Annotated in this window: 29 protein-coding genes; 3 read left to right on the plus strand and 26 right to left on the minus strand. The window is 69.3% G+C overall.

The features are described from left to right. Positions 1 to 55 precede the first annotated feature (55 nt). From AAEP80_RS14065 to AAEP80_RS14075, 3 genes are read right to left on the minus strand one after another with little or no spacing between them, the layout of a single operon-like run. Positions 56 to 832, minus strand: a complete 777-nt coding sequence (locus AAEP80_RS14065) for an alpha/beta hydrolase (protein ID WP_420364857.1) — start codon at positions 830 to 832, stop codon at positions 56 to 58. Next, positions 829 to 1,137 carry a hypothetical protein gene (locus AAEP80_RS14070; RefSeq protein ID WP_413601698.1) on the minus strand — a complete coding sequence of 103 codons (309 nt, stop codon included), beginning with the start codon at positions 1,135 to 1,137 and terminating at the stop codon, positions 829 to 831. The genes AAEP80_RS14065 and AAEP80_RS14070 overlap by 4 nt, the downstream gene beginning before the upstream one ends. A 15-nt stretch (positions 1,138 to 1,152) precedes the next feature. Continuing rightward, on the minus strand, positions 1,153 to 2,007 hold the full coding sequence (locus AAEP80_RS14075) for a transglycosylase SLT domain-containing protein (RefSeq protein ID WP_420364858.1): 855 nt from the start codon (positions 2,005 to 2,007) through the stop codon (positions 1,153 to 1,155). 288 nt (positions 2,008 to 2,295) lie between these two features. Between AAEP80_RS14075 and AAEP80_RS14080 the strand changes: the two genes are divergently transcribed. Further along, positions 2,296 to 2,880, plus strand: a complete 585-nt coding sequence (locus AAEP80_RS14080) for a hypothetical protein (RefSeq protein WP_420364859.1) — start codon at positions 2,296 to 2,298, stop codon at positions 2,878 to 2,880. 3 nt (positions 2,881 to 2,883) lie between these two features. On the opposite strand, the gene AAEP80_RS14085 is transcribed toward AAEP80_RS14080, so the two are convergent. The 7 genes from AAEP80_RS14085 to AAEP80_RS14115 all read right to left on the minus strand — a co-directional run bounded on the left by AAEP80_RS14085 (position 2,884) and on the right by AAEP80_RS14115 (position 9,466). Beyond that, complete coding sequence (locus tag AAEP80_RS14085) at positions 2,884 to 3,441, minus strand: DivIVA domain-containing protein (protein ID WP_413601696.1); 558 nt, start codon at positions 3,439 to 3,441, stop codon at positions 2,884 to 2,886. Positions 3,442 to 3,490: 49 nt separating this feature from the next. Further along, positions 3,491 to 4,489, minus strand: a complete 999-nt coding sequence (locus tag AAEP80_RS14090) for a phosphatidate cytidylyltransferase (protein ID WP_420364860.1) — start codon at positions 4,487 to 4,489, stop codon at positions 3,491 to 3,493. Beyond that, positions 4,489 to 5,043: a ribosome recycling factor gene (gene frr / locus AAEP80_RS14095; RefSeq protein ID WP_144765499.1), complete on the minus strand. Its 555-nt coding sequence runs from the start codon at positions 5,041 to 5,043 to the stop codon at positions 4,489 to 4,491. The genes AAEP80_RS14090 and frr overlap by 1 nt, the downstream gene beginning before the upstream one ends. A gap of 46 nt (positions 5,044 to 5,089) precedes the next feature. Next, entirely contained in the window at positions 5,090 to 5,809 is a 720-nt protein-coding gene (gene pyrH, locus AAEP80_RS14100) for a UMP kinase (RefSeq protein ID WP_281264854.1), read from the minus strand. 120 nt (positions 5,810 to 5,929) lie between these two features. Then, positions 5,930 to 6,757, minus strand: coding sequence for a translation elongation factor Ts (tsf, locus tag AAEP80_RS14105; RefSeq protein WP_281264855.1), 828 nt, complete (start codon positions 6,755 to 6,757; stop codon positions 5,930 to 5,932). Positions 6,758 to 6,841: 84 nt separating this feature from the next. After that, complete coding sequence (rpsB, locus tag AAEP80_RS14110) at positions 6,842 to 7,762, minus strand: 30S ribosomal protein S2 (RefSeq protein WP_420364861.1); 921 nt, start codon at positions 7,760 to 7,762, stop codon at positions 6,842 to 6,844. A 261-nt stretch (positions 7,763 to 8,023) separates the two neighbouring features. Next, positions 8,024 to 9,466, minus strand: a complete 1,443-nt coding sequence (locus tag AAEP80_RS14115) for a sugar porter family MFS transporter (protein WP_420364862.1) — start codon at positions 9,464 to 9,466, stop codon at positions 8,024 to 8,026. Positions 9,467 to 9,862: 396 nt separating this feature from the next. On the opposite strand from AAEP80_RS14115, the gene AAEP80_RS14120 reads away from it, so the two are divergent. After that, the gene (locus AAEP80_RS14120; protein WP_420364863.1) at positions 9,863 to 10,423 is read left to right on the plus strand and encodes a murein hydrolase activator EnvC family protein; all 561 of its coding nucleotides are present in this window, start codon (positions 9,863 to 9,865) and stop codon (positions 10,421 to 10,423) included. 206 nt (positions 10,424 to 10,629) lie between these two features. On the opposite strand, the gene AAEP80_RS14125 is transcribed toward AAEP80_RS14120, so the two are convergent. From AAEP80_RS14125 to rplS, 12 genes are all read right to left on the minus strand, one after another. After that, positions 10,630 to 11,583 (minus strand): tyrosine recombinase XerC, encoded by a 954-nt coding sequence (locus AAEP80_RS14125; RefSeq protein WP_420364864.1) that lies wholly within the window; start codon positions 11,581 to 11,583, stop codon positions 10,630 to 10,632. Positions 11,584 to 11,988: 405 nt separating this feature from the next. Further along, positions 11,989 to 12,726 carry a hypothetical protein gene (locus tag AAEP80_RS14130; RefSeq protein ID WP_420364865.1) on the minus strand — a complete coding sequence of 246 codons (738 nt, stop codon included), beginning with the start codon at positions 12,724 to 12,726 and terminating at the stop codon, positions 11,989 to 11,991. Between the two features lie 4 nt (positions 12,727 to 12,730). After that, a complete protein-coding gene (locus AAEP80_RS14135; RefSeq protein WP_420364866.1) occupies positions 12,731 to 13,360 on the minus strand; it encodes a hypothetical protein in 630 nt (209 codons plus the stop codon). Further along, the gene (locus AAEP80_RS14140) at positions 13,342 to 13,647 is read right to left on the minus strand and encodes a site-specific integrase (RefSeq protein ID WP_420364867.1); all 306 of its coding nucleotides are present in this window, start codon (positions 13,645 to 13,647) and stop codon (positions 13,342 to 13,344) included. Before AAEP80_RS14140 ends, AAEP80_RS14135 begins: the two co-directional genes overlap by 19 nt. 54 nt (positions 13,648 to 13,701) lie before the next feature. Further along, a complete protein-coding gene (dprA, locus tag AAEP80_RS14145; RefSeq protein ID WP_420364868.1) occupies positions 13,702 to 14,943 on the minus strand; it encodes a DNA-processing protein DprA in 1,242 nt (413 codons plus the stop codon). After that, positions 14,940 to 16,472, minus strand: coding sequence for a YifB family Mg chelatase-like AAA ATPase (locus AAEP80_RS14150; protein WP_420364869.1), 1,533 nt, complete (start codon positions 16,470 to 16,472; stop codon positions 14,940 to 14,942). The genes dprA and AAEP80_RS14150 overlap by 4 nt, the downstream gene beginning before the upstream one ends. Next, positions 16,469 to 16,822 carry a YraN family protein gene (locus tag AAEP80_RS14155; RefSeq protein ID WP_413601688.1) on the minus strand — a complete coding sequence of 118 codons (354 nt, stop codon included), beginning with the start codon at positions 16,820 to 16,822 and terminating at the stop codon, positions 16,469 to 16,471. Before AAEP80_RS14155 ends, AAEP80_RS14150 begins: the two co-directional genes overlap by 4 nt. A gap of 138 nt (positions 16,823 to 16,960) precedes the next feature. Then, positions 16,961 to 17,311 (minus strand): histone-like nucleoid-structuring protein Lsr2, encoded by a 351-nt coding sequence (locus AAEP80_RS14160; protein WP_420364870.1) that lies wholly within the window; start codon positions 17,309 to 17,311, stop codon positions 16,961 to 16,963. A gap of 109 nt (positions 17,312 to 17,420) precedes the next feature. Beyond that, complete coding sequence (locus AAEP80_RS14165) at positions 17,421 to 17,744, minus strand: DUF2469 family protein (RefSeq protein WP_214978948.1); 324 nt, start codon at positions 17,742 to 17,744, stop codon at positions 17,421 to 17,423. Continuing rightward, positions 17,737 to 18,504 carry a ribonuclease HII gene (locus AAEP80_RS14170; protein ID WP_420364871.1) on the minus strand — a complete coding sequence of 256 codons (768 nt, stop codon included), beginning with the start codon at positions 18,502 to 18,504 and terminating at the stop codon, positions 17,737 to 17,739. The genes AAEP80_RS14165 and AAEP80_RS14170 overlap by 8 nt, the downstream gene beginning before the upstream one ends. Further along, a complete protein-coding gene (gene lepB, locus AAEP80_RS14175; RefSeq protein WP_420364872.1) occupies positions 18,501 to 19,247 on the minus strand; it encodes a signal peptidase I in 747 nt (248 codons plus the stop codon). The genes AAEP80_RS14170 and lepB overlap by 4 nt, the downstream gene beginning before the upstream one ends. A gap of 109 nt (positions 19,248 to 19,356) precedes the next feature. After that, positions 19,357 to 19,713 carry a 50S ribosomal protein L19 gene (rplS, locus tag AAEP80_RS14180; RefSeq protein ID WP_144765525.1) on the minus strand — a complete coding sequence of 119 codons (357 nt, stop codon included), beginning with the start codon at positions 19,711 to 19,713 and terminating at the stop codon, positions 19,357 to 19,359. Positions 19,714 to 19,880: 167 nt separating this feature from the next. Between rplS and map the strand changes: the two genes are divergently transcribed. Continuing rightward, positions 19,881 to 20,663, plus strand: coding sequence for a type I methionyl aminopeptidase (gene map, locus AAEP80_RS14185; protein ID WP_420364873.1), 783 nt, complete (start codon positions 19,881 to 19,883; stop codon positions 20,661 to 20,663). A 135-nt stretch (positions 20,664 to 20,798) separates the two neighbouring features. Here the strand turns inward: map and trmD are convergent, their stop codons facing one another. From trmD to rpsP, 4 genes are read right to left on the minus strand one after another with little or no spacing between them, the layout of a single operon-like run. Beyond that, on the minus strand, positions 20,799 to 21,491 hold the full coding sequence (gene trmD / locus AAEP80_RS14190; RefSeq protein WP_420364874.1) for a tRNA (guanosine(37)-N1)-methyltransferase TrmD: 693 nt from the start codon (positions 21,489 to 21,491) through the stop codon (positions 20,799 to 20,801). Positions 21,492 to 21,494: 3 nt separating this feature from the next. Further along, the gene (gene rimM, locus AAEP80_RS14195; protein ID WP_402730161.1) at positions 21,495 to 22,100 is read right to left on the minus strand and encodes a ribosome maturation factor RimM; all 606 of its coding nucleotides are present in this window, start codon (positions 22,098 to 22,100) and stop codon (positions 21,495 to 21,497) included. Next, positions 22,057 to 22,293, minus strand: coding sequence for an RNA-binding protein (locus tag AAEP80_RS14200; protein WP_022905822.1), 237 nt, complete (start codon positions 22,291 to 22,293; stop codon positions 22,057 to 22,059). Before AAEP80_RS14200 ends, rimM begins: the two co-directional genes overlap by 44 nt. Before the next feature lie 4 nt (positions 22,294 to 22,297). Continuing rightward, on the minus strand, positions 22,298 to 22,711 hold the full coding sequence (gene rpsP / locus AAEP80_RS14205) for a 30S ribosomal protein S16 (protein WP_413601682.1): 414 nt from the start codon (positions 22,709 to 22,711) through the stop codon (positions 22,298 to 22,300). Between the last annotated feature and the right edge of the window lie 13 nt (positions 22,712 to 22,724).

Here is a 22,724-nt window from a genome sequence, read left to right on the forward strand (position 1 = left end):
ACTGGAGGCCCTGCACCGGGCCTCCTGTCCGGTCACCGCCGACAGGCGGTCGGGCTCAGTGCGTGACGTGCGTCGGCAGCGGCGCGCTTCCCGGCACCACCAGGTCCGCGATCGCGTCCAGCACGATCCGCACGTACCGCTCCCCCACCCAGAGGTGCTTCGCGCCCGCCACCGGGACGACGCGGACGTTCGGCGCGACGGCGAAGCGCCGCTCGGCCGCTTCCGGCTGCAGGAAGTCGTCGTGTTCCGGGACCAGGGCGACGACCGGCACGCCGACGTCGGCCCATCGTGCGAGCTCGTCGTCGCTCGTGCGGTGGAGCGGCGGTGAGAGCAGGACCACGCCAGCGACCGTGCCGGCATCGACGTGCTCGAGCGCGTGCTTGAGGATCACCTCGGTCCCGAAGGACCACCCCACCAGCCACGGGGTGGGCAGGCCGCGTGCGGCGACGTCGGCGACCGCCGCGCGCAGGTCGAAGCCCTCGGAGACACCGTCGCCGAACGTGCCCTCCGACGTCCCGCGGGGAGAGGTCACCGAGCGGAAGTTGAACCGCAACACCGCGATGTCCGCGAGCTCCGGCAACCGGGCAGCGGCCTTCTTCAGGACGTGCGAGTCCATGAACCCGTGCGCGGTCGGCAGCGGGTGCAGCGTGACGATCGTGCCGCGCGCCGGACGACCGTGCGGCTCTGCGAGCTCCCCGACGAGGGTGAGGTGGTCATCGGTGACGAGCTCGATGTCGGTCCGCACGGCTGGGAGCACCGTGCCGGATCGGATCTCGGTGTCCTCGGTCTCGGGTGCGTCCTCGGTGCCGGGAGCGTCCGCGGCGTCGCTCATGCCGTCCTCCAGCAGTGGTTGTGCCAGTGCCGACGCGAGGCGAGGTCCGCTGCGTCGCCGAGGACGCCGTCGGCGCGCCACACCACCACGTGTGCGACGCCGGGCTCGATGGTCAAGCCGCACCCGGGGCACAGGTAGTCCTTCTGTGCGGACGCTGCCGAGATCGGCTGGACGGCGTACGCACGCCCACGACGGACCTCGGTCCGCTTCCACCCGCTCATCAGGCGATCGAGGCCGACCGACTCCTCGACCTCGTCCGGGCGACGGTCACCACGAGGGCGCCGCGGCCGGTTGCTGCGCGGCACCTGCGGGACCGCCGATCAGTACCAGTTGAAGGACTGGCTGTGACCCCACGCACCGCACGGCGTGCCGTAGACACCGGAGATGTAGTTGAGGCCCCACGTGATCTGCGTCGCGGGGTTGGTCTGCCAGTCGGCGCCGGCCGAGGCCATCTTGCTGCCGGGGAGCGCCTGCGGGATGCCGTAGGCACCGCTCGGGTTGTAGGCGTTGACGCGCCAGCCCGACTCCTTGTTCCAGAGGGAGACGAGGCAGTTGTACTGGTCGGTGCCCCACCCGCGGGCGGAGACGAGCTCGAGCGCGATGGCCTGCGCGCTGCCCGGGTCAGGGGTCGCGGCGACGGCGGCGATGCTGTTCGACGGGGTGACGGCCTTCTTCGCGGTCGACGTCGCAGCCGTGTCGTCGGTCTCGGTCACCGGCGGGGTGACGACCTTCGGCGCGGGCTTCGTCACTTCGTAGCCGTCACGGGAGACCTCGAACGAGCCGTACGTGCCGTGAGCCGTGTAGACCTGCGGGGCCGGGGCCTTCGTCAGCACCGGCGTCGAGACCGCAGCCTGGGCGACGTCGGCCTGCAGCGGGTTGAAGAGCGAACCGCCGGCGAGGAACGCCACGGCGAAGAAGGACAGCGCCGGGATCGTCGAGCGACGGCGCATGAAGCCGTTGAGCGTCGTGTCGGTGGTCTTGGCCGTCGACGACGACGGTGCGAGCCCCGGGCGGCGCTGCGCGGTCGTCGCGCGCCGCTGCTTGACGATGCGCGGGTCCGACGGCGTGGACGGAACTGCCGCTGCGTGCGCGACGGCCTGTGTGGCATCGCTGACGCGGTTCTCCGCGACCGACTTGGGAGCGATCACCGGCTGGGTGACCGCGGCCTCGGCCATCGGGTTCGCCGCTGCCCAATTCGGGGCTGCCCGATTCGCTGCTGCCGGGTTCGCCAGTGGAACCGGAGTCTCCGCGGTGCGGATTCGGTTCAGTGCCGCGCGGCGTTCGCTGACCACGGGGTGGTCGTGCTGCTGCCGGGTTGCGCGGTCGGATCGAATGTCTGCCGTGTGCCTGCCCATGAGTCCGACCAGGATAACGGAACGATCACGGAAAACGAAGCACCGCGCCAGACCGGCGATTCTCTGCAACTCCTTGACGTGGTATGTGAAATTGTGCAGGCTGCCGACATGACGACACGCACGAGGACCTGGGTCGCGATCGCGGCCGCCGTCGCACTCATCGGGACGGCCACCGCGCCGGCCGCCACCGCCGTGGCAGCACCGGACAGTTCCGCCACCGACACCCCAGTACCGAACGTCATCTTCCCGGACAGCGCCTACTTCGGCTTCTCCTGTCAGCGGCCGTGGGACATGGCCCCGTGGGTCAACTACGGGACGAGCCACCCGGATTGGGGGCCGAAGCTCCCGTTGCGCACGCAGTTGATCTTCGAGACGGACCGCCCGGCCGCGGGCGGCTTCCACGTCACGATGCACACGGATATCCCGGAGGACCACTACGAGATCGAGCAGCAGACGTCGTACCGGGTCATCGTGCACCTCGACCTCAGCAGGGACGACTTCGCGCCGCACTGGATCCGGCTCGACTGGGACGGCATCGTCGCCGGCAACTTCACGACGACGGTGTCGGTCACCGGGCCGGCGCCGGGAGACCGGAACGGGGACCCGGATCAGATGGAGAAACAGACCGCCCGGTGGACGAACGAACCCATCGACTGCGCGCACGGGGAGCTGCAGCGCGAGTGGTGGGACTGACGCTCAGCGGACCGCGAGCATGACCTCGACGACCGCGTCGAGGAGCGCGTCGACCTGGGCCTCGCGGTAGCCGCCGTGCTTCGGGCGGAACACGATCGACCGCACCTCGGTGAGGCTGAGCGGCTTGCCTTCTCGGAAGTACCCGCCGAGGCGCTTCGCGAATGCATCGACGTCCTTCGGGTGGTAGCCGGTCGACAGGACGTTCACGCGGTGGAAGCGCTGCCCGTCGGGGCGGTCCAGCCGCTCGACGACGTCGGATGCCTTCGTGCGGGCCTCGGCGTACCAGGTCTTCTGCCCGACGTCGGCGATCTCACGCTCACGCTCCCGGGAGGCGAACGCGTCCTCGAGTCGTTCGAGTGCGGCGTCCACGTGCTGCGTCGAGTACCCGCCCTTCTTCATCGAGAAGGCCGTCGCGCGGATCTTGGCCGCCTCGATGCCTGGTGCGCTGTCGTTCGCCGTGTAGGCGCGACGCGCGTCCTCGAGGAAACGCTCGACTTCGTCGATGTCGTAGCCGAGGACCGAGCGGGGGGCTGTCGGGAACGTCGTGGGCACGGGCGACATTCTGCCAGTCCCCTCCCCTGGTGGAAGCTGGACGCGCGGACCGGGTCCCTCAGTGGTTGACGATCAGGTACAGGACGTAGGCGACGGCGGCGGACGGCAGGATGCTGTCGATGCGGTCGAGGAGTCCACCGTGACCGGGCAGGAACGACGAGATGTCCTTGATGCCGAGGTCGCGCTTGATCATCGACTCGGTCAGGTCGCCGAGCGTGGCCGATCCCGAGATCAGCACGCCGAGGACGATGCCCGCCCACCACGGGAGCCCGAGCATGAGCCACGACACGAGGATGCCGACGATGATGCTCGCGGCGACGGAGCCGGCGAAGCCCTCCCACGTCTTCTTGGGGCTGATCCGCGGCGCCATCGGGTGCTTGCCGAGGTTCAGCCCGGTCGCGTAGGCGCCCGTGTCGACCGCGACGACGACCAGGATGAACCCGACGACCCACAGCGGCCCGCCGTCCTGCGCGGACAGCAGCACCACGCAGGCGCCGAGCAGGGTGACGTACGCCTGGACGAACAGGCCGTTCGTCAGGTCGCGGAACACGTTCGCCGCCGACGGGCGGTCGCGACTGACCGCGACCTCGACCAGGCGCCAGACGGTGATCAGGACGATGCCGCCGAGGATCGTGAAGAGCGCCTCGACCTGACCGCCGAGGAACGCCGCGGGCACCATCGCGATCGCGGTCGCGACACTCGGGATGCGTGGTACGTCTCGGCCGGCGAAACGCATGGCGCTCGCGAGTTCCCAGACGCCGAACCCGATGAGGAACGCCGCCACCACCATGAATGCGGGCAGCCAGATCAGGAGCGAGCCGAGCATGACCACGGCGAAGGCGAGGGCGATCGCGATGGCTGCGGGGAGGTTCCTGCCGGTCCGCGCGGTCAGTGCCTCGTTGCGAGCGTCGAAGGACGCACGGCGTTGGCGGATCTGCGCCTCGAAGTCCGACCGCGCGGCGCGGGCCCTGGCATCGAAGTCGTGCCTGAGCCCCTTCGCCGGCGGCCGTGGGTCATCTGCTGTCGGGCGGTCGACGCCCTCGTCTCGACGCGGCATCAGACCTCGAGGAGTTCGGCTTCCTTCTTCTTCAGCGCGTCGTCGATCTGGTCGACGTGCTTCTTCGTGAGGACCTCGAGGTCCTTGTCACCGCGGGCGATCTCGTCGTCCGAGATCTCGCCCTTCAGTGCGTCGAGGTCGTCCTTCGCCTTGCGGCGGATGTTCCGGATGACGACCTTGTGGTCCTCGCCCTTCCCGCGGACGAGCTTCACGAACTCCTTGCGGCGGTCCTGGGTGAGCTCGGGGATCGTCACGCGGACGATCTCACCGTCGTTCGTCGGGCTGGCGCCGAGGTTCGGGAACGTCGCGATCGCGCGTTCGATCTCCTTGAGCGCCGACTTGTCGTACGGCGTCACGATGAGCGTGCGCGCTTCCGGCGTCTGCAGGGACGCCAGCTGCGCGAGCGGCGTCGGCGACCCGTAGTAGTCCACCGGGATCTTCTGGAAGAGCGCGGCGTTGATGCGGCCGGTGCGGACGGTTGCGAAGTCGTCCTTGGCGACGTCGACCGCCTTCGCCATCTTCTCGGTGGCCTCGGTCATGACATCACTGATCACGGTGGTTCTCCTTCGGTACGTCGTCGAGTCTAGTCAGCCGTGCAGGTCAGTTGCTGACCACCGTGCCGATGCGTTCACCCCGGATCGCGGCCTGGACGTTGCCGCCCGGCTCCATCCCGAACACGTGCATCGGCATGCCGTTGTCCATGCAGAGGGAGAACGCGGTGGCGTCGACGACCTTGAGGCCCTTCAGCAGTGCGTCCTGGTACGTGACGTGGTGGAGCTTCTCGGCCGTCGGGTCCTTCTTCGGGTCGGCCGAGTAGACGCCGTCGACGCCGTTCTTCGCGACCAGGACCTCTTCGGCGCCGATCTCGAGCGCGCGCTGGGCAGCCACGGTGTCGGTGGAGAAGTAGGGCAGGCCGGCACCCGCACCGAAGATGACGACGCGGCCCTTCTCGAGGTGTCGCTCGGCGCGCCGCGGGATGTACGGCTCGGCGACCTGGGTCATGCTGATCGCGGACTGCACCCGCGTCGCGGCACCGGCCTGCTCGAGGAAGTCCTGGAGCGCGAGCGCGTTCATCACGGTCCCGAGCATGCCCATGTAGTCCGCCCGGCCGCGGTCCATCCCGCGCTGCGAGAGCTCCGCGCCGCGGAAGAAGTTGCCACCGCCGACCACGATCGCCACCTCGACCTCCCGGGCCGCGATCGCGATCTCCTTCGCGATGCTGCTGATCACGTCCGGGTTGACCCCCAGGGAGCCGGCGCCGAACGCCTCTCCGGAGAGCTTCAGCAGGACCCGTCGTCGTCCGGTCTTCTCGTCGGTCATGTGCTCGCACCCTTCGTTGAGGAGTCTCGTGGGAATCTACTAGCGCCCGTGCGGTCGTGCTGCGGCGGGCGCGAAAACGGGGCCAGGAACCGAATGGTTCCTGACCCCGTCACGGGTTCGTTACGCGCCGACCTTGACGCGGGCGAAGCCCTGGATCGTGATGCCGGCGTTCTCGGCGGCCTTCGCGACGGAGATCTTGTTGTCCTTCGCGTAGTCCTGGTCGAGGAGCGCGATGCCCTTGATGAAGGCGTTGACGCGACCCTCGACGATCTTCGGGAGCGCAGCCTCCGGCTTGCCCTCCTCGCGGGTGATCGCCTCGACGGTCGCGCGCTCCTTCTCGATCGCCTCGGCCGGGACCTCGTCGCGCGTGAGGTACGACGGGTTGGCGAACGCGACGTGCTGCGCGATGGAGCGGGCCTCGGCGGCGTTGTCACCGTCGTAGGCGACGACCACGGCGATCTGCGGGGGCAGGTCCTGGCTCGTCTTGTGCAGGTAGATCTCGAAGTTCGAGCCCTCGACACGGCGGACCGTGCGGACCTCGAGCTTCTCGCCGAGCGCGGCGGCGCTCTCGTTGACGACCTCGAGCACCGTCTTGCCGTCGAGGGGGGCCTCGTTGGCGGCGGCGACGTCGGCGGCACCCGCAGCGGCGACCGCGGCGAGGACCTTGTCGGCGAGGGTGGTGAACTTCTCGTTCTTCGCGACGAAGTCGGTCTCGGAGGCGAGCTCGACGACGGTGGCCGCACCGTTCTCGGCGGTCGCGACGACGACGCCCTCGGAGGTCGCACGGTCATCGCGCTTGGCGACGGCCTTCGCACCCTTGATGCGGAGCAGCTCGACGGCCTTGTCGTAGTCGCCGTCGGCCTCGACGAGCGCGTTCTTCGCGTCCATCATGCCGGCCCCGAGGTCCTCGCGGAGCTTCTTCACGTCCTGAGCGGTGAAGTTTGCCATTCGAATGGCGTCCTTTCTGGACTATGCGTGTGTGGAGAGCGGAGTCGAGGGCGCCGAGCCGTGTGGCCCGGCGCCCTCGGACACTCACTCGGCGGGGGTGGTCTCCGCAGCGGCCTCGGCCTCGGCGGTCGGCTCGACGTTCTTCGCCTCGTCGGCGATCGGCTCGCCGATCTCCTTCGCGGCGACCTGCGCGTCAGCGTCGTTCTCTTCGACGGGCGTCTCAGCAGCGGCAGCAGCCGGAGCAGCGGACTCGCCACCGAGGAGCTCCTGCTCCCACTCGGCGAGCGGCTCGGCGGCCTCGTCGTCGGAGCCACCGTTGTGGCGGGTCTTGAGACCCTCGGCTGCGGCGTCCGCGATGATGCGCGTCAGCAGGCCGACGGAGCGGATCGCGTCGTCGTTGCCCGGGATCGGGTAGGCGATCTCGTCGGGGTCGCAGTTGGTGTCGAGGATGCCGATGACCGGGATCCCGAGCTTCTGCGCCTCGTCGACGGCGAGGTGCTCCTTCTTGGTGTCGACGATCCAGAGCGCGCTCGGGGTCCGCGTGAGGTTGCGGATACCACCGAGGGTCTTGTGGAGCTTGTCCAGCTCGCGCTTCTTGATGAGGAGCTCCTTCTTGGTGAAGCCCTTCGTCGTGTCGTCGAAGTCGATCTCCTCGAGCTCCTTCATGCGCGCGAGGCGCTTGGAGACCGTCTGGAAGTTCGTGAGCAGACCGCCGAGCCAACGCTGGTTGACGTACGGCTGGCCGACGCGGGTCGCCTGCTCGGCGATGGAGCCCTGCGCCTGCTTCTTGGTGCCCACGAAGAGGATCGTGCCACCGTGCGAGACCGTCTCCTTGACGAAGTCGTACGCGCGGTCGATGTAGGCGAGCGACTGCTGCAGGTCGATGATGTGGATGCCAGAGCGCTCGGCGAGGATGAAGCGCTTCACCTTCGGGTTCCACCGACGGGTCTGGTGTCCGAAGTGGACGCCGCTGTCGAGCAGCTGGCGGATGGTGACGACGGCCATGTGCCGTCCTCCTTCTGTGTTCTCGGCGCGCGGCATGGCCGTGCGCCCGTTGCGGTTGTGTCGATCCCGACCGGAGGTCGTGATCCCTGGTGCCCTGACATGCGGCCGCCAGCGCTTGCGAGCTGGACCGTTGGCCGGATGGTTTGCGTGGACACGCGAAGTCAGCGCGCTCAGCGCGCTGCTGGAGAGATACTAGCAGAGCACAGACGGGAGGCGCGGTGCGGGTCGGACCCGCACCGCGCCTCCCGTCTGGGGTTGCGATCACGCCTTGGCGTCGACCGTGTCGCCTTCCGCGGTGATGCCCATCTCCTCGAGGGAGCGCCCCTTGGTCTCCGGGATCTTGGCGATCACGAAGAACAGCGAGATGAGGGCGAAGAGCGCGTAGATGCCGTAGGTGACCGTCAGGTTGAAGCCGGACAGCACCGGGAACGAGATCGTGACCACGAAGTTCGCGATCCAGTTCGCCGCGGAGCCGACGCCGAGCGCCGTCGCGCGGATGCGGTTCGGGAACATCTCGCCGAGCAGCACCCACATGAGCGGACCCCACGTGGCACCGAAGGACACGACGAACAGGTTCGCGAAGATCAGCGCGATGATGCCCCACGCGCCGGGCAGCTGCGGCGCGCCGTTCACGATCGTGGCCTGCGAGAACGCGATCGCCACCATCGTCAGCGACACGAACATGCCGGCGGAACCGGCCACGAGCAGCGGCTTCCGTCCGACCTTGTCGACCAGGAAGATCGCGATGAACGTCACCGCGACGTTGACCACCGACGTGATCGTCGAGATGAGGAACGAGTCGCTCTCCTTGAACCCGACGGCCTGCCACAGCGTCGTCGAGTAGTAGAAGATCACGTTGATGCCGACGAACTGCTGCAGCACGGCGAGGATGATGCCGACCCACACGATCGGCTGGAGCCCGAAGCGGTTGCCCTTGATGGAGCCCTTCTTCTCGTTGGCTTCCTTCTCGATGCCGTCCTGGATCTCCTCCAGGCTCGTGTTCACCGTGTCACGCGGGACGATCTTCGTCATGACCTGGCGCGCGTCGTCCGTCCTGCCCTTGGCGAGCAGGTAGCGCGGCGACTCCGGCAGGGTGATCGCCAGGATGCCGTAGACGACCGACGGGATCACGCCGACGAGGAACATCCAGCGCCACGCCGCGAGCCCGAGGACGGTCTCGGAAGCGCCGCCCGCGGTGACCGCGAAGACCTGGTCGGAGAGCAGCGCGGCGAAGATACCGAGCGTGATCGCCAGCTGCTGGAACGAGGCGAGCCGGCCACGGATGGCCTTCGGCGACACCTCGGAGATGTACGCCGGCGCGATGACCGACGCGGTCCCGATGCCGAGACCACCGACGAGACGCCAGATCACGAGGTCCCAGGTGGCGAACGCGAACGCGCTGCCGATCGAGGAGACGAGGAACAGCACCGCTGCCCAGAACATGATCCGGGTGCGACCCCAGCGGTCCGCGAGGCGGCCGGCGAAGAACGCGCCGAACGCGCAGCCGATCAGGGCGGAGGCGACGGCGAACCCGCTGGCGGCCTCCGACAGGCCGAACTCGCCCTTGATCGCGTCGACCGCGCCGTTGATCACGGACGAGTCGAAACCGAAGAGGAAACCGCCCACCGCTGCTGCGATGGCGAACGCGGTGACCTTCCCCTTGAACGCACGGTCGGTGCCGTGCCCGGTGGACGTGTTTGCCACGATGCTCCTGGGTTCTGCCGCCGTGCGGGATGCTGCACGGTGCCCCGGCGGTCGGCTCGTTCGCCGTCCGAGCGGCGTTGCGTGGTCCGGAGCGGCCCCGACGATACTCCCTCGGCGGCGGGTGGTCATAACCGGATTCCGAGGTGGGGTGGGGTGGCCCGGGTGGGCCCGGCCGACTCGGGACGACAGATCCGCTGTCGTGCGACAGCGACTCTGTCGTCGGTTGCGTCCGCAACAGTTGCACGCGCGTCCTGACGACACCGTCGCCGTCGTACGACATCGGTTTTGTCGCTGGTTGCGTCCGCGCGGGCCCTCCACAGCCTGGAGGCACGGCTCACCTTCCACAGATCGGCATCGACGGACCTGCGCTCGCGCCCACCGCCCCAGGCTGGTCCGGTGATCCGACCCACCTTGGCACCCGCACTCGCCGCCGGAATGCTCGTCGCGCTGGGCGGGTGCGACGTCGGGACGAACCAGTCCCCCGCCCCGCCGGCAGCGGCCCACCCCGCGACGACGATCATCGTCGGGGAGGCAGCGGCGCGCTGGGTGTGGCCCACCGGGGTGCGGGTGGTCGAGCGGGGGTGGGAAGCCCCGCCCGACGACTACGCCGCCGGGCACCGCGGGATCGACGTCCCGGCGGCCATCGGCACGGCAGCGATCGCGGTCGATGACGGCATCGTCGCCTTCGCCGGGTCGGTCGCCGGGCGGCCGGTGGTGACGATCGACCACGGCGAGGGGCTCGTGAGCACGCTGGACTCGGTCGCCCCGGTCGTCTCGGCCGGCGATTCCGTGCGGCAGGGGTCGGTCGTCGGACACGTCGCGGTGGGGCACTGTCCGGCGAGTTCACCGTGTGTGCACCTCGGCGCTCGCGTGGACGGTCGGTACGTCGACCCGACGCCGTACCTGCCCGCACCGGAGTGGCCCGTGCTGCTCCCCGAGTCGGCGTGGCCGGGATGACCGCGTTCGCACCCCGCCGTGATCATCGCGCCCGATCGTGACGGGGCGCGACGTTCCCACCGGTGCGCAACGTCGCACCGGGGCGCGACGTCCCCACCGGGGCGCAACGTCGCACCGGGCGGCGGTGCGGACGAGAACAGCACCGGACGGGGTGGCCCGCGGCGGCGGGACGGACGGCGGCTCGCCCGGCGGTCGGACAGCCCGCGTCAGGCGCGCGGATGTGCCGTGCGGTAGACCTCGCGGAGTCGCGCCGAGGAGACGTGCGTGTAGATCTGCGTCGTGCCGAGACTCGCGTGGCCGAGCATCTCCTGCACGGCACGGAGGTCGGCTCCCCCGTCGAGCAGGTGCGTCGCCGCGGTGTGCCGGAACGTGTGCGGCCCGCTCGGCCCCTCCCCGGGGAGCCCCTCGAGCAGTCGCGCGACGATGCGGTAGGCGCTGCGGACACCGAGCCGTCCACCGCGATCCCCGAGGAAGAGCGCGTCGTGGGCCGGCGTCCCGGAACCCGTGGCCTGAGTCGAGGCCGCAGCCGCCAGGAGCATCGGACGTCCCCGTTCGAGCCAGGCCTCGAGCGCGTCCCTGGCGGGCACCCCGAACGGCACCACGCGCTCCTTGCCGCCCTTGCCCAGCACCCGGACGGTCAACCGTGACCGGTCCACGTCGGCGAGGTCGATCCCCACGAGTTCGCTGACGCGGATCGCCGCCGCGTACAACAGCTCGACGAGCGCCATGTCACGCAGCGCTCCGGGATCGTCCCCAGCAGCCCGATCTGCCAGCCCGTCGAGGAGCCCTCGGACCTGGTCCTCGGTCACGACCCGTGGGAGGTGCGCCGCCCCCTTCGGCGCACGGAGTCGTACACCGGGGTCCACGGTGAGCACACCGCCCTCGGTCGCCCAGCGGGTGAACGCGCGGACCGACGAGGACCGGCGCGCGATGCTCGACCGCGCGAGCCCCCGCTCGTTCGCGTCCCACAGCCAGTCGCGGAGCACCTCGAGCGTCACCGCTCCGACGGACTCGATCCCACGGGCGTCGGCGAATCGGAGGAGGTCCTCGAGGTCACCCCGGTACGCCCGGACGGTCTGTTCGCTGAGCCCGCGGACGTCTCGCGCCTCCCGCAGGAAGGACGTGACCGCACCGCCCAGGGTTCCGCGATCGCCGTCCATGGCGACCAGCGTAGGCGCGTCGGGACGCGACGGCAGGGAGGCACCCGCAACACGTCATGCGACGGTCCAGCCGTCCCGCTGTCGCCGCACGAGCCCCTGGAGCTCGGCGAGCGCGAGCGCATCGGCCGCCCCTGCCACCGACAGGCCCGACCGACGAGCCGCCTCCAGGTCACCGATCGGCCGTCGCCACGCCGGTTCCCTACTCGATTCACACCGCGGCACGAGGCTCGACGACCGCGGGCGCTGCCACGAAGCTGACGGATCTCTTCAACAACATCGAACTGCCCTCGGTCTACCTGGCAGCGGGGGACGTTGTGACGTTCCTGATGATGTCGCAGAGCGGCACGATCTCGATCACGATCAATCAGCGCGCCCACTCACTCCGCTACCTCGAACCGGCCCGAGTCAGTAGAACTTGTCAAACAGCTCTCGGTCTCCCTCCACGAACGCGGACACCGAAGGCGAACTAGCGGCGATCTCGAAGATCGCTTCGAGCGGTGCCTCCATGACCGGACGGCCTTCGTGGGGGGCGAGCACGGTGAGGATGCGAATGACCTCCCTTGAGACCCGATTCGCCAGGTCGGCACGATTGACCCATCCAACGATGGCCTCAACCGAAGTAGGTTCGCGCACCTCTCGGAAGCCTTCCGGCGTGCTCTGGACTGTCTCCAGCGTAAGTTCACGAACGATCCGAGAGCCGTCATCCGACAGGTGGAAACTGCTCAGCGGGTTGTGCGCGTACCGATTGCGAGCCTGCGCGATGAGTCCCATCTCATCCATGAGCCGCTTAGTGTCGGGCCAACGCTGAACGATGAGCGACCGCGCGACTTGCCGAACGGAGTTGGCAGAGAGCGATCTGACCGATGGCCCCGCCCAGCCGGGTAGCGCCGGATTGAGCAAGTACGAAGTCAGGAGGCGGGCAACGTGTTCCAAGCTCGCCGTGGACGTCATCAGGCTGCCAACTGCATAGAAGGCGGGATGCACGAGGTCGTCGGGGTCTTTTACAGCAACCCTGGCTTCTTCCCATATCCCCGGCGTCACTTCGATAACTCGGCCGCTCCCGTCAGCGCTCATGATGCTGGCGAGCTGGGCAGACCAATCTGCAGCAGTGTCCTCGACACCGTCCGGCTGTTCGTCCGTCAAAGCTTTAGACCCAGCCGAACCACTTGGCGAGCGCCGCAACGATGAGTCCCGCGATCACGCTCCCGATCCACCCCCACGCGCCCTTCGGGATTGAGTGTCGCTTTCGCCTGGTGTCGTCGTCCCGATTCATGGCGTCGATTGAGTCCTGGAGAGTTTGCAACGTGCGCTCCTCGGACTCTCGGACGATCCGCCGCACCTCGACCTGCACAGGTGCGAGGATGCCCCCGAGCGCATCGGAGTTGGAAACGTGCACCTCTACCGATCCGTGGTCGTCAAAGGAAGCGAACGGCCTCATGTTAAGCGTGAAACCGGAACTCATTTCGCCCGGCGCAGACGAGCGCGTGTGCGCGTAGGCCGACTTGTAGTCATGGGTCTCGATGTACGCGAGGAACGAACTCAGAGTCGGGAAGGACTGCGAACCCGTCTCATCCGCCATAGTGAAGGTTGTGTCCGCGTACACGCTCTCGACCGGTGGGTCCGGCACAGACGCAGGCGAGTCGTACTGGGCCTGAAACATCGACCACGTGTACTCCTTGTACGAAGCCGTGATGACGTCGTTCAGTCGAGTCAGGGTCTCGCGAATCGCTGCAACAGGAGGCACGTCGCCTCGGAAGTTCACTGACCGTGAGGGCACGCGAAGGATCCTATCCGGACGCATCGACTTGACATGCTGGACGAGGAAGCGCCACCGCGTCGGACGCGTAACAGGGGGGGCGATTCGGCGAGGAGCATCCCCTCGCGGAGCACCTTGAGCGTCACCGCTCCGACGGAGTCGATCCCGCGGGCGTCGGCGAAACGGAGGAGGTCCTCGAGGTCGCCCCGGTACGCCCGGACGGTCTGTTCGCTGAGCCCGCGGACGTCTCGCGCCTCCCGCAGGAAGGACGTGACCGCACCGCCCAGGGTTCCGCGGTCGCCGTCCATGGCGACCAGCGTAGGCGCGTTCGAAGACGGCAGCAGGCTGGCGGCGGCGGCGCGTCATGCGACGGTCCAGCCGTCTCGCTGTCGCCGCACGAGCCCCTGGAGTTCGGCGAGCGCGAGCGCATCGGCCGCCCCTGCCACCGACAGGCCCGATCGACGAGCCGCCTCCAGGTCACCGATCGGCCGTCGCCCGAGCGCATCGAGCACCCGGACGACATCGGGATCCTCGACCGACGAACGCAAAGGGACGGGCTCCTGCGAGTCCGTCCCGTCGTGGAACCCGAGTGCGGCTCGTGCCGGGTCGGAGGGCTCGACGGCGAGCTCCGCACGCCGGTCTGCGACGAGACGGTGGCACCCCACCGACGCAGGCGACGAGAACGCGCCGGGGACGGCGAACACGGGCCGTCCGAGCTGTGCGGCGTGGTTCGCCGTGTTGAGCGCCCCGGATCGCGCGGCGGCCTCGACGACCACGACCGCATCGCTCATGGCGGCGATCATCCGGTTCCGGGCGAGGAAGCGCCACCGGGTCGGACGCGTACCGGGGGGCGATTCGGCGAGGAGCATCCCCTGTCGGCTGACGTTCCGGAGCAGTTCGACGTGTCCGACGGGGTAGAGCTGGTCTATCCCACCGGCGAGCACCGCCACGGTGGGGGCGCCTGCGGCGATCGCCACGCGGTGAGCGACCGCGTCGATCCCGTAGGCTCCCCCGCTGACGACGGCGCACCCGTCATCCGCGGCCGACGACGTGATCTCCGCAGCGGCCTCTGCACCGGCGAGGGTGTTCGCCCTGGCGCCGACGACCGCGAGTGTCGGCCGTTCGAACACGGGGGTCGCCCGACCGCGACACCAGAGCACGAGTGGCGCATGGTCGCCGAGGTCCGCGGTCCGCTCGGGCCAGTCCGGATCACCGGGCACCAGCAGCGTCGCACCGACCGCCTCGGCACGCTCCACCGCACGCGCGACATCGGTGCGGTCGAGGCGCGGGCCCCAGCGCAGCAGTCCGGCATCGACCGTGGCCTGCAGCCCGAGGAGTTCGTCGGGAGCCACGGCACCGACGCACGCACGCACGACCGCGCCGCCCCGGCCGGACGCCTCGGCGTACACGAGTTCCAGCGCACGCGCTGCCCCGAGCGCCGCCACGAGGGCACCGGCACCGGAGTCGCCGGGTTCCGCCAACGCACTCCACGCGACCCGCGCCACCACCTCTGCGTCCTCCGTCGCCGACGCCACTGACGCCACCGACGCCACCGGCCGAACACCGCTGAGGTCCACCCCGCCGAGCGCGGACCCGCCCGTCACAGCGCGCTCCGGAGTGCCGCCGCAGCACCGACCTGGCGCCGCGCCGGCCGGTCGACGCCGTCGAGGTCCGCGATCGTCCACGCCAGGCGCATCACCCGGTCCCAGCCGCGCATCGTCAGCGTCCCCAGGTCGAGCGCCCGGTCGAGCACCGCGGTGGAACCCGGCTCGGGCCGACCGTCCCCGCGCAACCAGGTGCCGGGCACCTCGGCGTTCCTGGACCACCCGGTGCCCTCGAGTCGTTCGGCCATCCGCGCCCGGGCAGCGGACACGATCGCCCTGGCCTCCTCGCTGGTCGGCGTCGTGCCGTCGGTCCTCCGCATCTCGGCCGTCGTCATCCGGTGGACGTGCACACGGATGTCGATCCGGTCGAGCAGCGGCCCGGACATCCGTCCGAGGTACCGACGGACCGTCGTCGGGGTGCAGTCGCACGGCGGCCCGCCGAGGTCCGCCCGGGTGCCGGCGTTCCCGCAGGGACACGGGTTCGCCGCGAGGACGACCTGGCACCTGGCGGGGAACTCCGCAGCTCCGGCTGCCCGGTGCACCGTGATCCGACCGGACTCCAACGGTTGCCGCAGTGCGTCGAGCACCGCGCGCGGGAACTCCGGCGCCTCGTCGAGGAAGAGCACGCCCCTGGTCGCCCGGGAGACCGCGCCTGGACGGATCGTCCCGGACCCGCCACCGATCAGCGCGATCGCCGAGGCCGAGTGGTGCGGTGCCTCCCACGGGGGACGCGTCGTCCAGGAGTGGGCGCCGAGGCCCGCGATCGAGCGGACGGAAGCGACCTCCAGCGCTGCCGGTGGATCGAGGTCGGGCAAGAGCCCAGGCAGTCGCTCGGCGAGCATCGTCTTCCCCGCTCCCGGTGGACCGAGCAGCAGGACGTGGTGGCCACCGGCGGCGGCGACGAGCATCGAGCGGACCCCGACCTCGTTGCCGACGACGTCAGCGAGTTCGGCGGCCGGGGGTGGCAGCGCCGGTGTCGTGTCCGTCATCACCGGCTCGACCTCGACCGGAGGCAGCAGCGCACCGGCGTCGATCGCGGCGCCACGGAGCGAGTCGACGGCCGTCACCGCGACGTCGGGGACCGCCTGCGCCTCGGCGAGATTGCCGACGGGTACCACCACCCGGTCGGCGCCGGCGTCCCGTGCCGCGACGGTCATCGGGATCACGCCGGGCACCGGACGGACCCTGCCGTCGAGCCCGAGCTCCCCGATGTAGACGACGCGCTGTGACACACCCGGTGCCGTACCGGTGGCAGCGAGCACCGCCATCGCGATCGCGAGGTCGAACCCCGAGCCGCGCTTCGGGATTGCCGCCGGCGTCAGGTTCACCGTGATGCGCCGCGCCGGCAGTGGACACCCGGCGTTCGCCGCCGCCGACCGGACGCGTTCGCGCGCTTCCCCCAGCGACGTGTCCGGGAGCCCGATGATGCTGAACCCGGGGAGCTGACTCGTCAGGTGGGCTTCGACCTCCACCAGCCGCCCGCTGACCCCGAGCAACGCGACCGCTGCGGACCGCCCGATGTCGGTCACGCGATCGCCTCGACGTGCTCGACGACCGCGTGGTCCCCCATCACGTGCACCGCGATCGCATCGAGCCGGATGCGGCGCGCGTGCTCGGTCGGGTGCGCCGAGAACCAGAGCGGCACGAGCAGCCGGAGCCGCGCGAGCTTCTGAGCGGTGAGCGCTTCGAGCGGGTGACCGGTCGAAGCGGTTGCGCGGGTCTTCACCTCGACGAAGACCAGGTCGGTGCCCTTCCGCGCGACGATGTCGAGTTCGCCACGGGCACAGCGCCAATTGCGGTCCACGACGACGTAGCCCCGCTGTTCCAGCCAGTCCGCGGCGATGGATTCACCACGCGCTCCCAATGTCCCTGATGTCATGGGGCAAGCGTCGCCACCGGGCGCGACCGTCCGACCACGAATGAGAACTCTGTGCAGAGAATGCCGAAGCAATCGACCTGTGGAGGAACGACGAAGCCCGGTCGACCGTGATGATCGACCGGGCTTCGGGGACAGGGACTAGTGCGCCGCTGCGTACGCTTCCTGCACCTGGGTCGAGATACGACCGCGCGAGGAGACCTCGTAACCGTTCTCCTTGGCCCATTCACGGACCTTCGCGAGCTCTTCGGAATTGCCGCGCTTCGGCGCCGACTTCGGGGCACCGGCACCGCCGGTCCGGCGGCCGCTCACCTTGCGCGCGGCGGCGACGTAGTCGGAGATCGCTTCGCGGAACTTGTCGACGTTGTCGTTCGACAGGTCGATCTCGTAGGTGGATCCGTCGAATGCGAATTCGACGGTGCGTCCGCCACCCGGGGTGATCGGCGAGTCATCGAGATCGTCGACGAGCTGGACGGTGACCTTCTGTGCCATTGTGGCCTCCTGGCGCGTGGGGAAAGTGAAATCCCGGCCAGAGTATCGCGGATTCCGCCCACCCGTGAAAAGGGCAGCGCGTTTCCCAGCAATTCGGTCGAATTGACGATCACTCGTCGAGTGCGAGTTCCTTCGGCAGTTCGAGTTCTCGCGTGGTGAGTTCCTCGACATTGACGTCCTTGAACGTCAGCACCCGGACGGACTTCACAAAACGGTCGGACCGGTAGACGTCCCAGACCCAGACGTCGTTCATCGTCAGTTCGAAGTAGAAATCGTGCTCGGTGTCGCGCCGGGCGAGTTCCACCTCGTTCGCCAGGTAGAAACGGCGCTCGGTCTCGACCACGTATCGGAACTGCGACACGACGTCGCGGTACTCACGGTAGAGGGCGAGCTCGACCTCTCGGTCGTAGTCGTCGAATTCGTCGTCATCCATTGCCCCCACAGTCTACGGCCGACGACCCCTCCGGGGACACCAGCGCCGGAGCACTCAGCGACTCGAACCCGTCGACCGACCCCAGCGACTCGAACCCGTCCAGCGCCACGCTCGACGCCGCGTGCAGCCAACTCTTCCGGTGCAGCGGATGCGCACCGACCGACCGGATGGCGTCGTAGTGCGCGGTCGACCCGTACCCCTTGTTCGACGCCCACGCGTAGTGCGGGGCATCGTCGTGCGCCGACACCATCAGCGCGTCCCGCTCCACCTTCGCGACGATCGACGCCGCCGCGACCGAGGCGCAGTCACGGTCGGCCTTCACGCGCACGGTGACGTCGAGCGGCGACGATCCAGGGGGGAGCGCCCGAGACAGCCAGTCGAACGAGCCGTCGAGCAGCACGACGGCACCGTCGAACGATACTCCCGAGTCGGCCAGTGACGAGAGCGCCCGTGCACCGGCGAGCCCCAGCGCCGGCACGATCCCCTGCTCGTCCACGTACGTCGCCGATGCCATCCCGACGGCGGTCCGCGCCCACCGGGTGACGACCGGCACGAGCTCGGTGCGGCGGGCGGCGGAGACGGCCTTCGAGTCCGCGAGCCCCTGGGGCACGCGCCGGACGTCGATGGTCACCGCGGCGGCTCCGACGGCGACGGGGCCCGCGATCGCACCGCGCCCGACCTCGTCGACGCCGATGACCGTGACGCGTCCGGCGGCGAAGAACGCCTTCTCGACGCGCAACGACGGCCGCACCGCGCTCACCGGTCCTTCTCCTCCACACCCGCGAAGACGTCAGGGTAGTCGTCGAGCCAGGTCCACCGGCTCGTCGGCCACGAGATCACGAATGCACGACCCGTGACGTCCGACAACGGCACGAACCCCTTCGACGGCGTGTCCCCGTTGTAGCGGGAGTCCTTCGAGTCGTAGCGGTTGTCGCCCATCACCCAGATGGTGCCCTTCGGCACGGTGACCGAGAAGTCGGTCCCGGACGCACGGGTCTCGCCTGCAGGCAGCTTGAGGTAGGGCTCCTTGACCGGGACGCCGTTGACCGTCATCTGTCCGAGGTCGTTGCAGCAGGCGACCTTGTCACCCGGCAGGCCGATGACGCGCTTGATGAGGTGGTCGTCGCTGTCACCGGTACCGAGACCGACCTGCGTGAGGAGCCAGTCGATCGCCTTCGCTGGCTGCGACTGCGGCGTGACGTTCGGCACCTCGGCTCCCGTCAGCCACCCGCCCGGGTCCTTGAAGACGACGACGTCGCCGCGCTTCAGCGAGACCGCGTCGGGAACGAGTTCGTTCACGATCACCCGGTCGTTGATCTGCAGCGTGTTCTCCATCGACGCCGACGGGATGTAGAACGAGCGGATCAAGAACGTCTTGACCAGGAACGAGACGAGCAGCGCTGCGACGAAGATGATGAGCAGGTCACGCAGGAAGGTGAGCACACCGTTCCGCTGTTTCGTGGAACGCGGCCGACGGCCCTCGGTCTCGGTCGTGTCGGTCATTCCACCCTCGAAGTCAAGAAACGGGGAGAGCCCCCCGTCGATGCACAACCGTACATCGACGAGGGGCCCGGAACGGCGATCCGCGAGCGGACCGTCGCTGTGAAGGCGATCAGTTGTCGCGCTTCTCCTTGATCTTGCGACGAGCCGCCTTGCCGCGGAGCTCGCGGAGGTAGTACAGCTTCGCGCGGCGGACGTCACCGCGGGTGACGACCTCGATGTGGTCGATGATCGGCGAGTGCACCGGGAACCAGCGCTCGACGCCGACCTGGAAGCTGACCTTGCGGACCTTGAAGGTCTCGCCGAGGCCGTGGCCCTGACGGCCGATGACGACACCCTGGAAGACCTGGATACGCGAGCGCGTGCCTTCGATGATGTTGACGTGGACCTTGACGGTGTCGCCCGGGCGGAAGTCCGGGACGTCGGTACGCAGCGACGCTGCGTCGACGGAGTCGAGGAGCTGGCTCATGATTGGGTCACTCTCTGCGGACGCACACGGGTCGCCGCGGATCGGTTTCGGAAAAGAAGTGGTGTGTGCCCGGTGTCGGCGACTCCCCCGTGGCAGAGTCCAGCCAGGGCACGGCTATCGATTCTGCCACAGAAGAGCCGAGACACGAAACGCGGCAGGATGGACGCATGATCGAACTCCGCACCCCCGCCGAACTCGACGGACTCCGGGTCGCCGGCCGTTTCGTCGCCGACGTGCTCGACGAACTCCTCACCACCGTGGACGTCGGAGTGAACCTGCTCGACCTGGACCAGGTGGCCGAAAGGATGATCGCGGAGCGTGGTGCCGTCAGTTGCTACGTGGACTACCACCCGTCGTTCGGCAACTCCCCGTTCGGCAAGAACCTGTGCACCTCGGTCAACGACGCCGCGCTGCACGGACTCCCCCACGACCACGTCCTGCAGGACGGCGACCTCGTGAGCATGGACTTCGCGGCGAGCGTCGACGGGTGGGTCGCGGACTCCGCGGTGACCGTGCAGGTCGGCACCAAGGACCCCGAGGACCAGCGGCTGATCGACACCGTGGAGCGTGCACTGGCCGCCGGCATCGCACAGGCCGCACCTGGCAACAAGCTCGGCGACGTGTCCCACGCCATCGGCGCCATCGCGCACGAAGGCGGCTACGACGTGAACCTGCAGTTCGGCGGGCACGGCGTCGGTCGGACGATGCACGGTGAGCCGCACGTCCCGAACGACGGCCGCCCCGGACGCGGACTGAAGCTCCGACCGGGGCTCGTCGTCGCGATCGAACCCTGGCTCATGCAGGGCACCGACGAGCTCTACCAGGACGACGACGGCTGGACGCTCAAGAGCGTCGACGGCTCGCGTGCCGCGCACGTCGAGCACACCGTCGCGGTCACCGCGGCGGGACCGGAGATCCTGACCCTGCGTCGCGCCCAGCGCGCGGACTGACGGACGGGAGGCTCGTGGCGGCCTGGCCACGAGCCTCCCGTCCGGTGCGCGTTCTGTCCCATCGCGCCCGCCCTGGAAAGCCGAATCCCGCGTAGGTGACCGAAAAAATCGACCACCGACGCGCGATTCGGCCCGCTACGCGTCCGGCAGCAGGTCCGGCCGGACGCGCCGCGTCCGCTCCACCTGCTGCTCGCGGCGCCACGCAGCGATGCGCCCGTGGTGCCCGCTGAGCAGGACCTCGGGGACGTCCAGATCACGCCACGACGCGGGCTTGGTGTACGAGGGGTACTCGAGCAGGCCGTCCTCGTGCGATTCCTCGACGAGGGACTCCGGGTTGCCGACGACACCGGGGACGAGTCGCCCGACGGCCTCGATCATCGCCATCGCCGCGACCTCGCCACCGTTCAGGACGTAGTCGCCGAGGGAGAGCTCGACCACCGAACACCGCGACGACGCCCACGAGAACACGCGGGCGTCGATCCCCTCGTACCGCCCGCAGGCGAACACGAGGTGGTCCGAGTCAGCAGCCAGCGACCGGGCGATCGACTGCGTGAACGGCGTGCCGGCCGGCGTCGGGACGACGAGCGTCGACGACCCGTCCGGCCGCAGCAGCGCCGAGAGCGCCTGGGCCCACGGCTCCGGCTTCATGACCATCCCGGCACCACCGCCGTACGGGGTGTCGTCGACGGTGCGGTGCCGGTCGGTCGTCCACTTCCGCAGGTCGTGCACGTGCAGGTCGAGCAGCCCGCCCTGTCGTGCCTTGCCGAGGAGCGAGACGTCGAGCACCCCGAAGAACTCCGGGAAGATCGTGACGATGTCGATGCGCACGGGCTACGAGATCGTCTCGGGGCGCGACGTGTCCTCGGGGTCCTCGAACAGACCCGTCGGGGGCGTGACCGTCACGGTGCCGCCTGCGACGTCGACCGCGGGGACGATCGCGCCGACGAAGGGCACGAGCACCTCGCCACGATCGGGGGTGTCGACGGCCAGCAGGTCCTGCGCGGGCAGGTGGTCGACGCGCGCGACCGTCCCGACCTGGACGCCGTCGCGCATGACACGCAGGCCGACCAGCTGGTGGTCGTACCAGGCGTCCTCTTCGCCGGTCTCCTCGGAGGGATCCTGATCGACCCAGAGGATGGCCCGTGCGAGGGTCTCGGCGGCGTCGCGGTCGGCGATCCCGGTGAAGAACGCGACCGGGTGGCCGTTGTACCAGCGGAGCTCGTCGATGGCGATGGTCTTCCCCGACCAGGGAGAGTCCTCGGGGACCTGGAGCGTGAAGACCGCTCCGCGCGTGAACCGACGATCCGGGTCGTCGGTGTAGAGCTCGAGCTTGAGACCGCCCTTGAGCCCGTGCGCCTTGGTGATGCGACCCACCCGGAGCTGGGTCGCCTCGTCAGGAATCGGTGTCGACCACGTCGACCCGCACCCGCTTGCCATCGGCGAGAGCCGTGACGAGGGTGCGGAGCGCCTTGGCGGTCCGACCGGCGCGTCCGATCACGCGGCCGAGGTCCTCGGGGTGCACACGCACCTCGAGGACCTCGCCCCGCGCGGAGGTGGAACTGGCGACGCGCACGTCGTCAGGGTGATCGACGATCCCCTTGACGAGGTGCGTCAGCGCGGATTCGAGCAAGGAATTACGCCTCGGTCGTCTCTGCGGCGTCGTCGGCCGACTCGGTCGGAGCGGCCGGGGCCTTCTTCTCCGACTTCGGCTTGAGGACGGCCTTCTTGGCGGTGTCAGCGACGAAGGCCTGCTTCGGCTCCGCGACCTTGACCTTGGACTCGGTGTCCTTCTCGCCCTTGAACTTGGCCCAGTCACCGGTGAGCTTCAGCAGCGCGGCGACCTGCTCGGTCGGCTGCGCGCCGACGCCGAGCCAGTACAGCGCACGCTCGGACTCGATCTTGATGACCGAGGGCTCCTCGGTCGGGTGGTACTGACCGATCTCCTCGATGACGCGACCGTCGCGCTTGGTGCGCGAGTCGGCGACGACGACACGGTAGTACGGCGCCCGGATCTTACCGAGACGCTTGAGACGGATCTTGACAGCCACAAATGCTCCTGTT

The organism is Curtobacterium sp. L3-7 (assembly GCF_048756585.1).
Taxonomy (GTDB): Bacteria; Actinomycetota; Actinomycetes; order Actinomycetales; family Microbacteriaceae; genus Curtobacterium.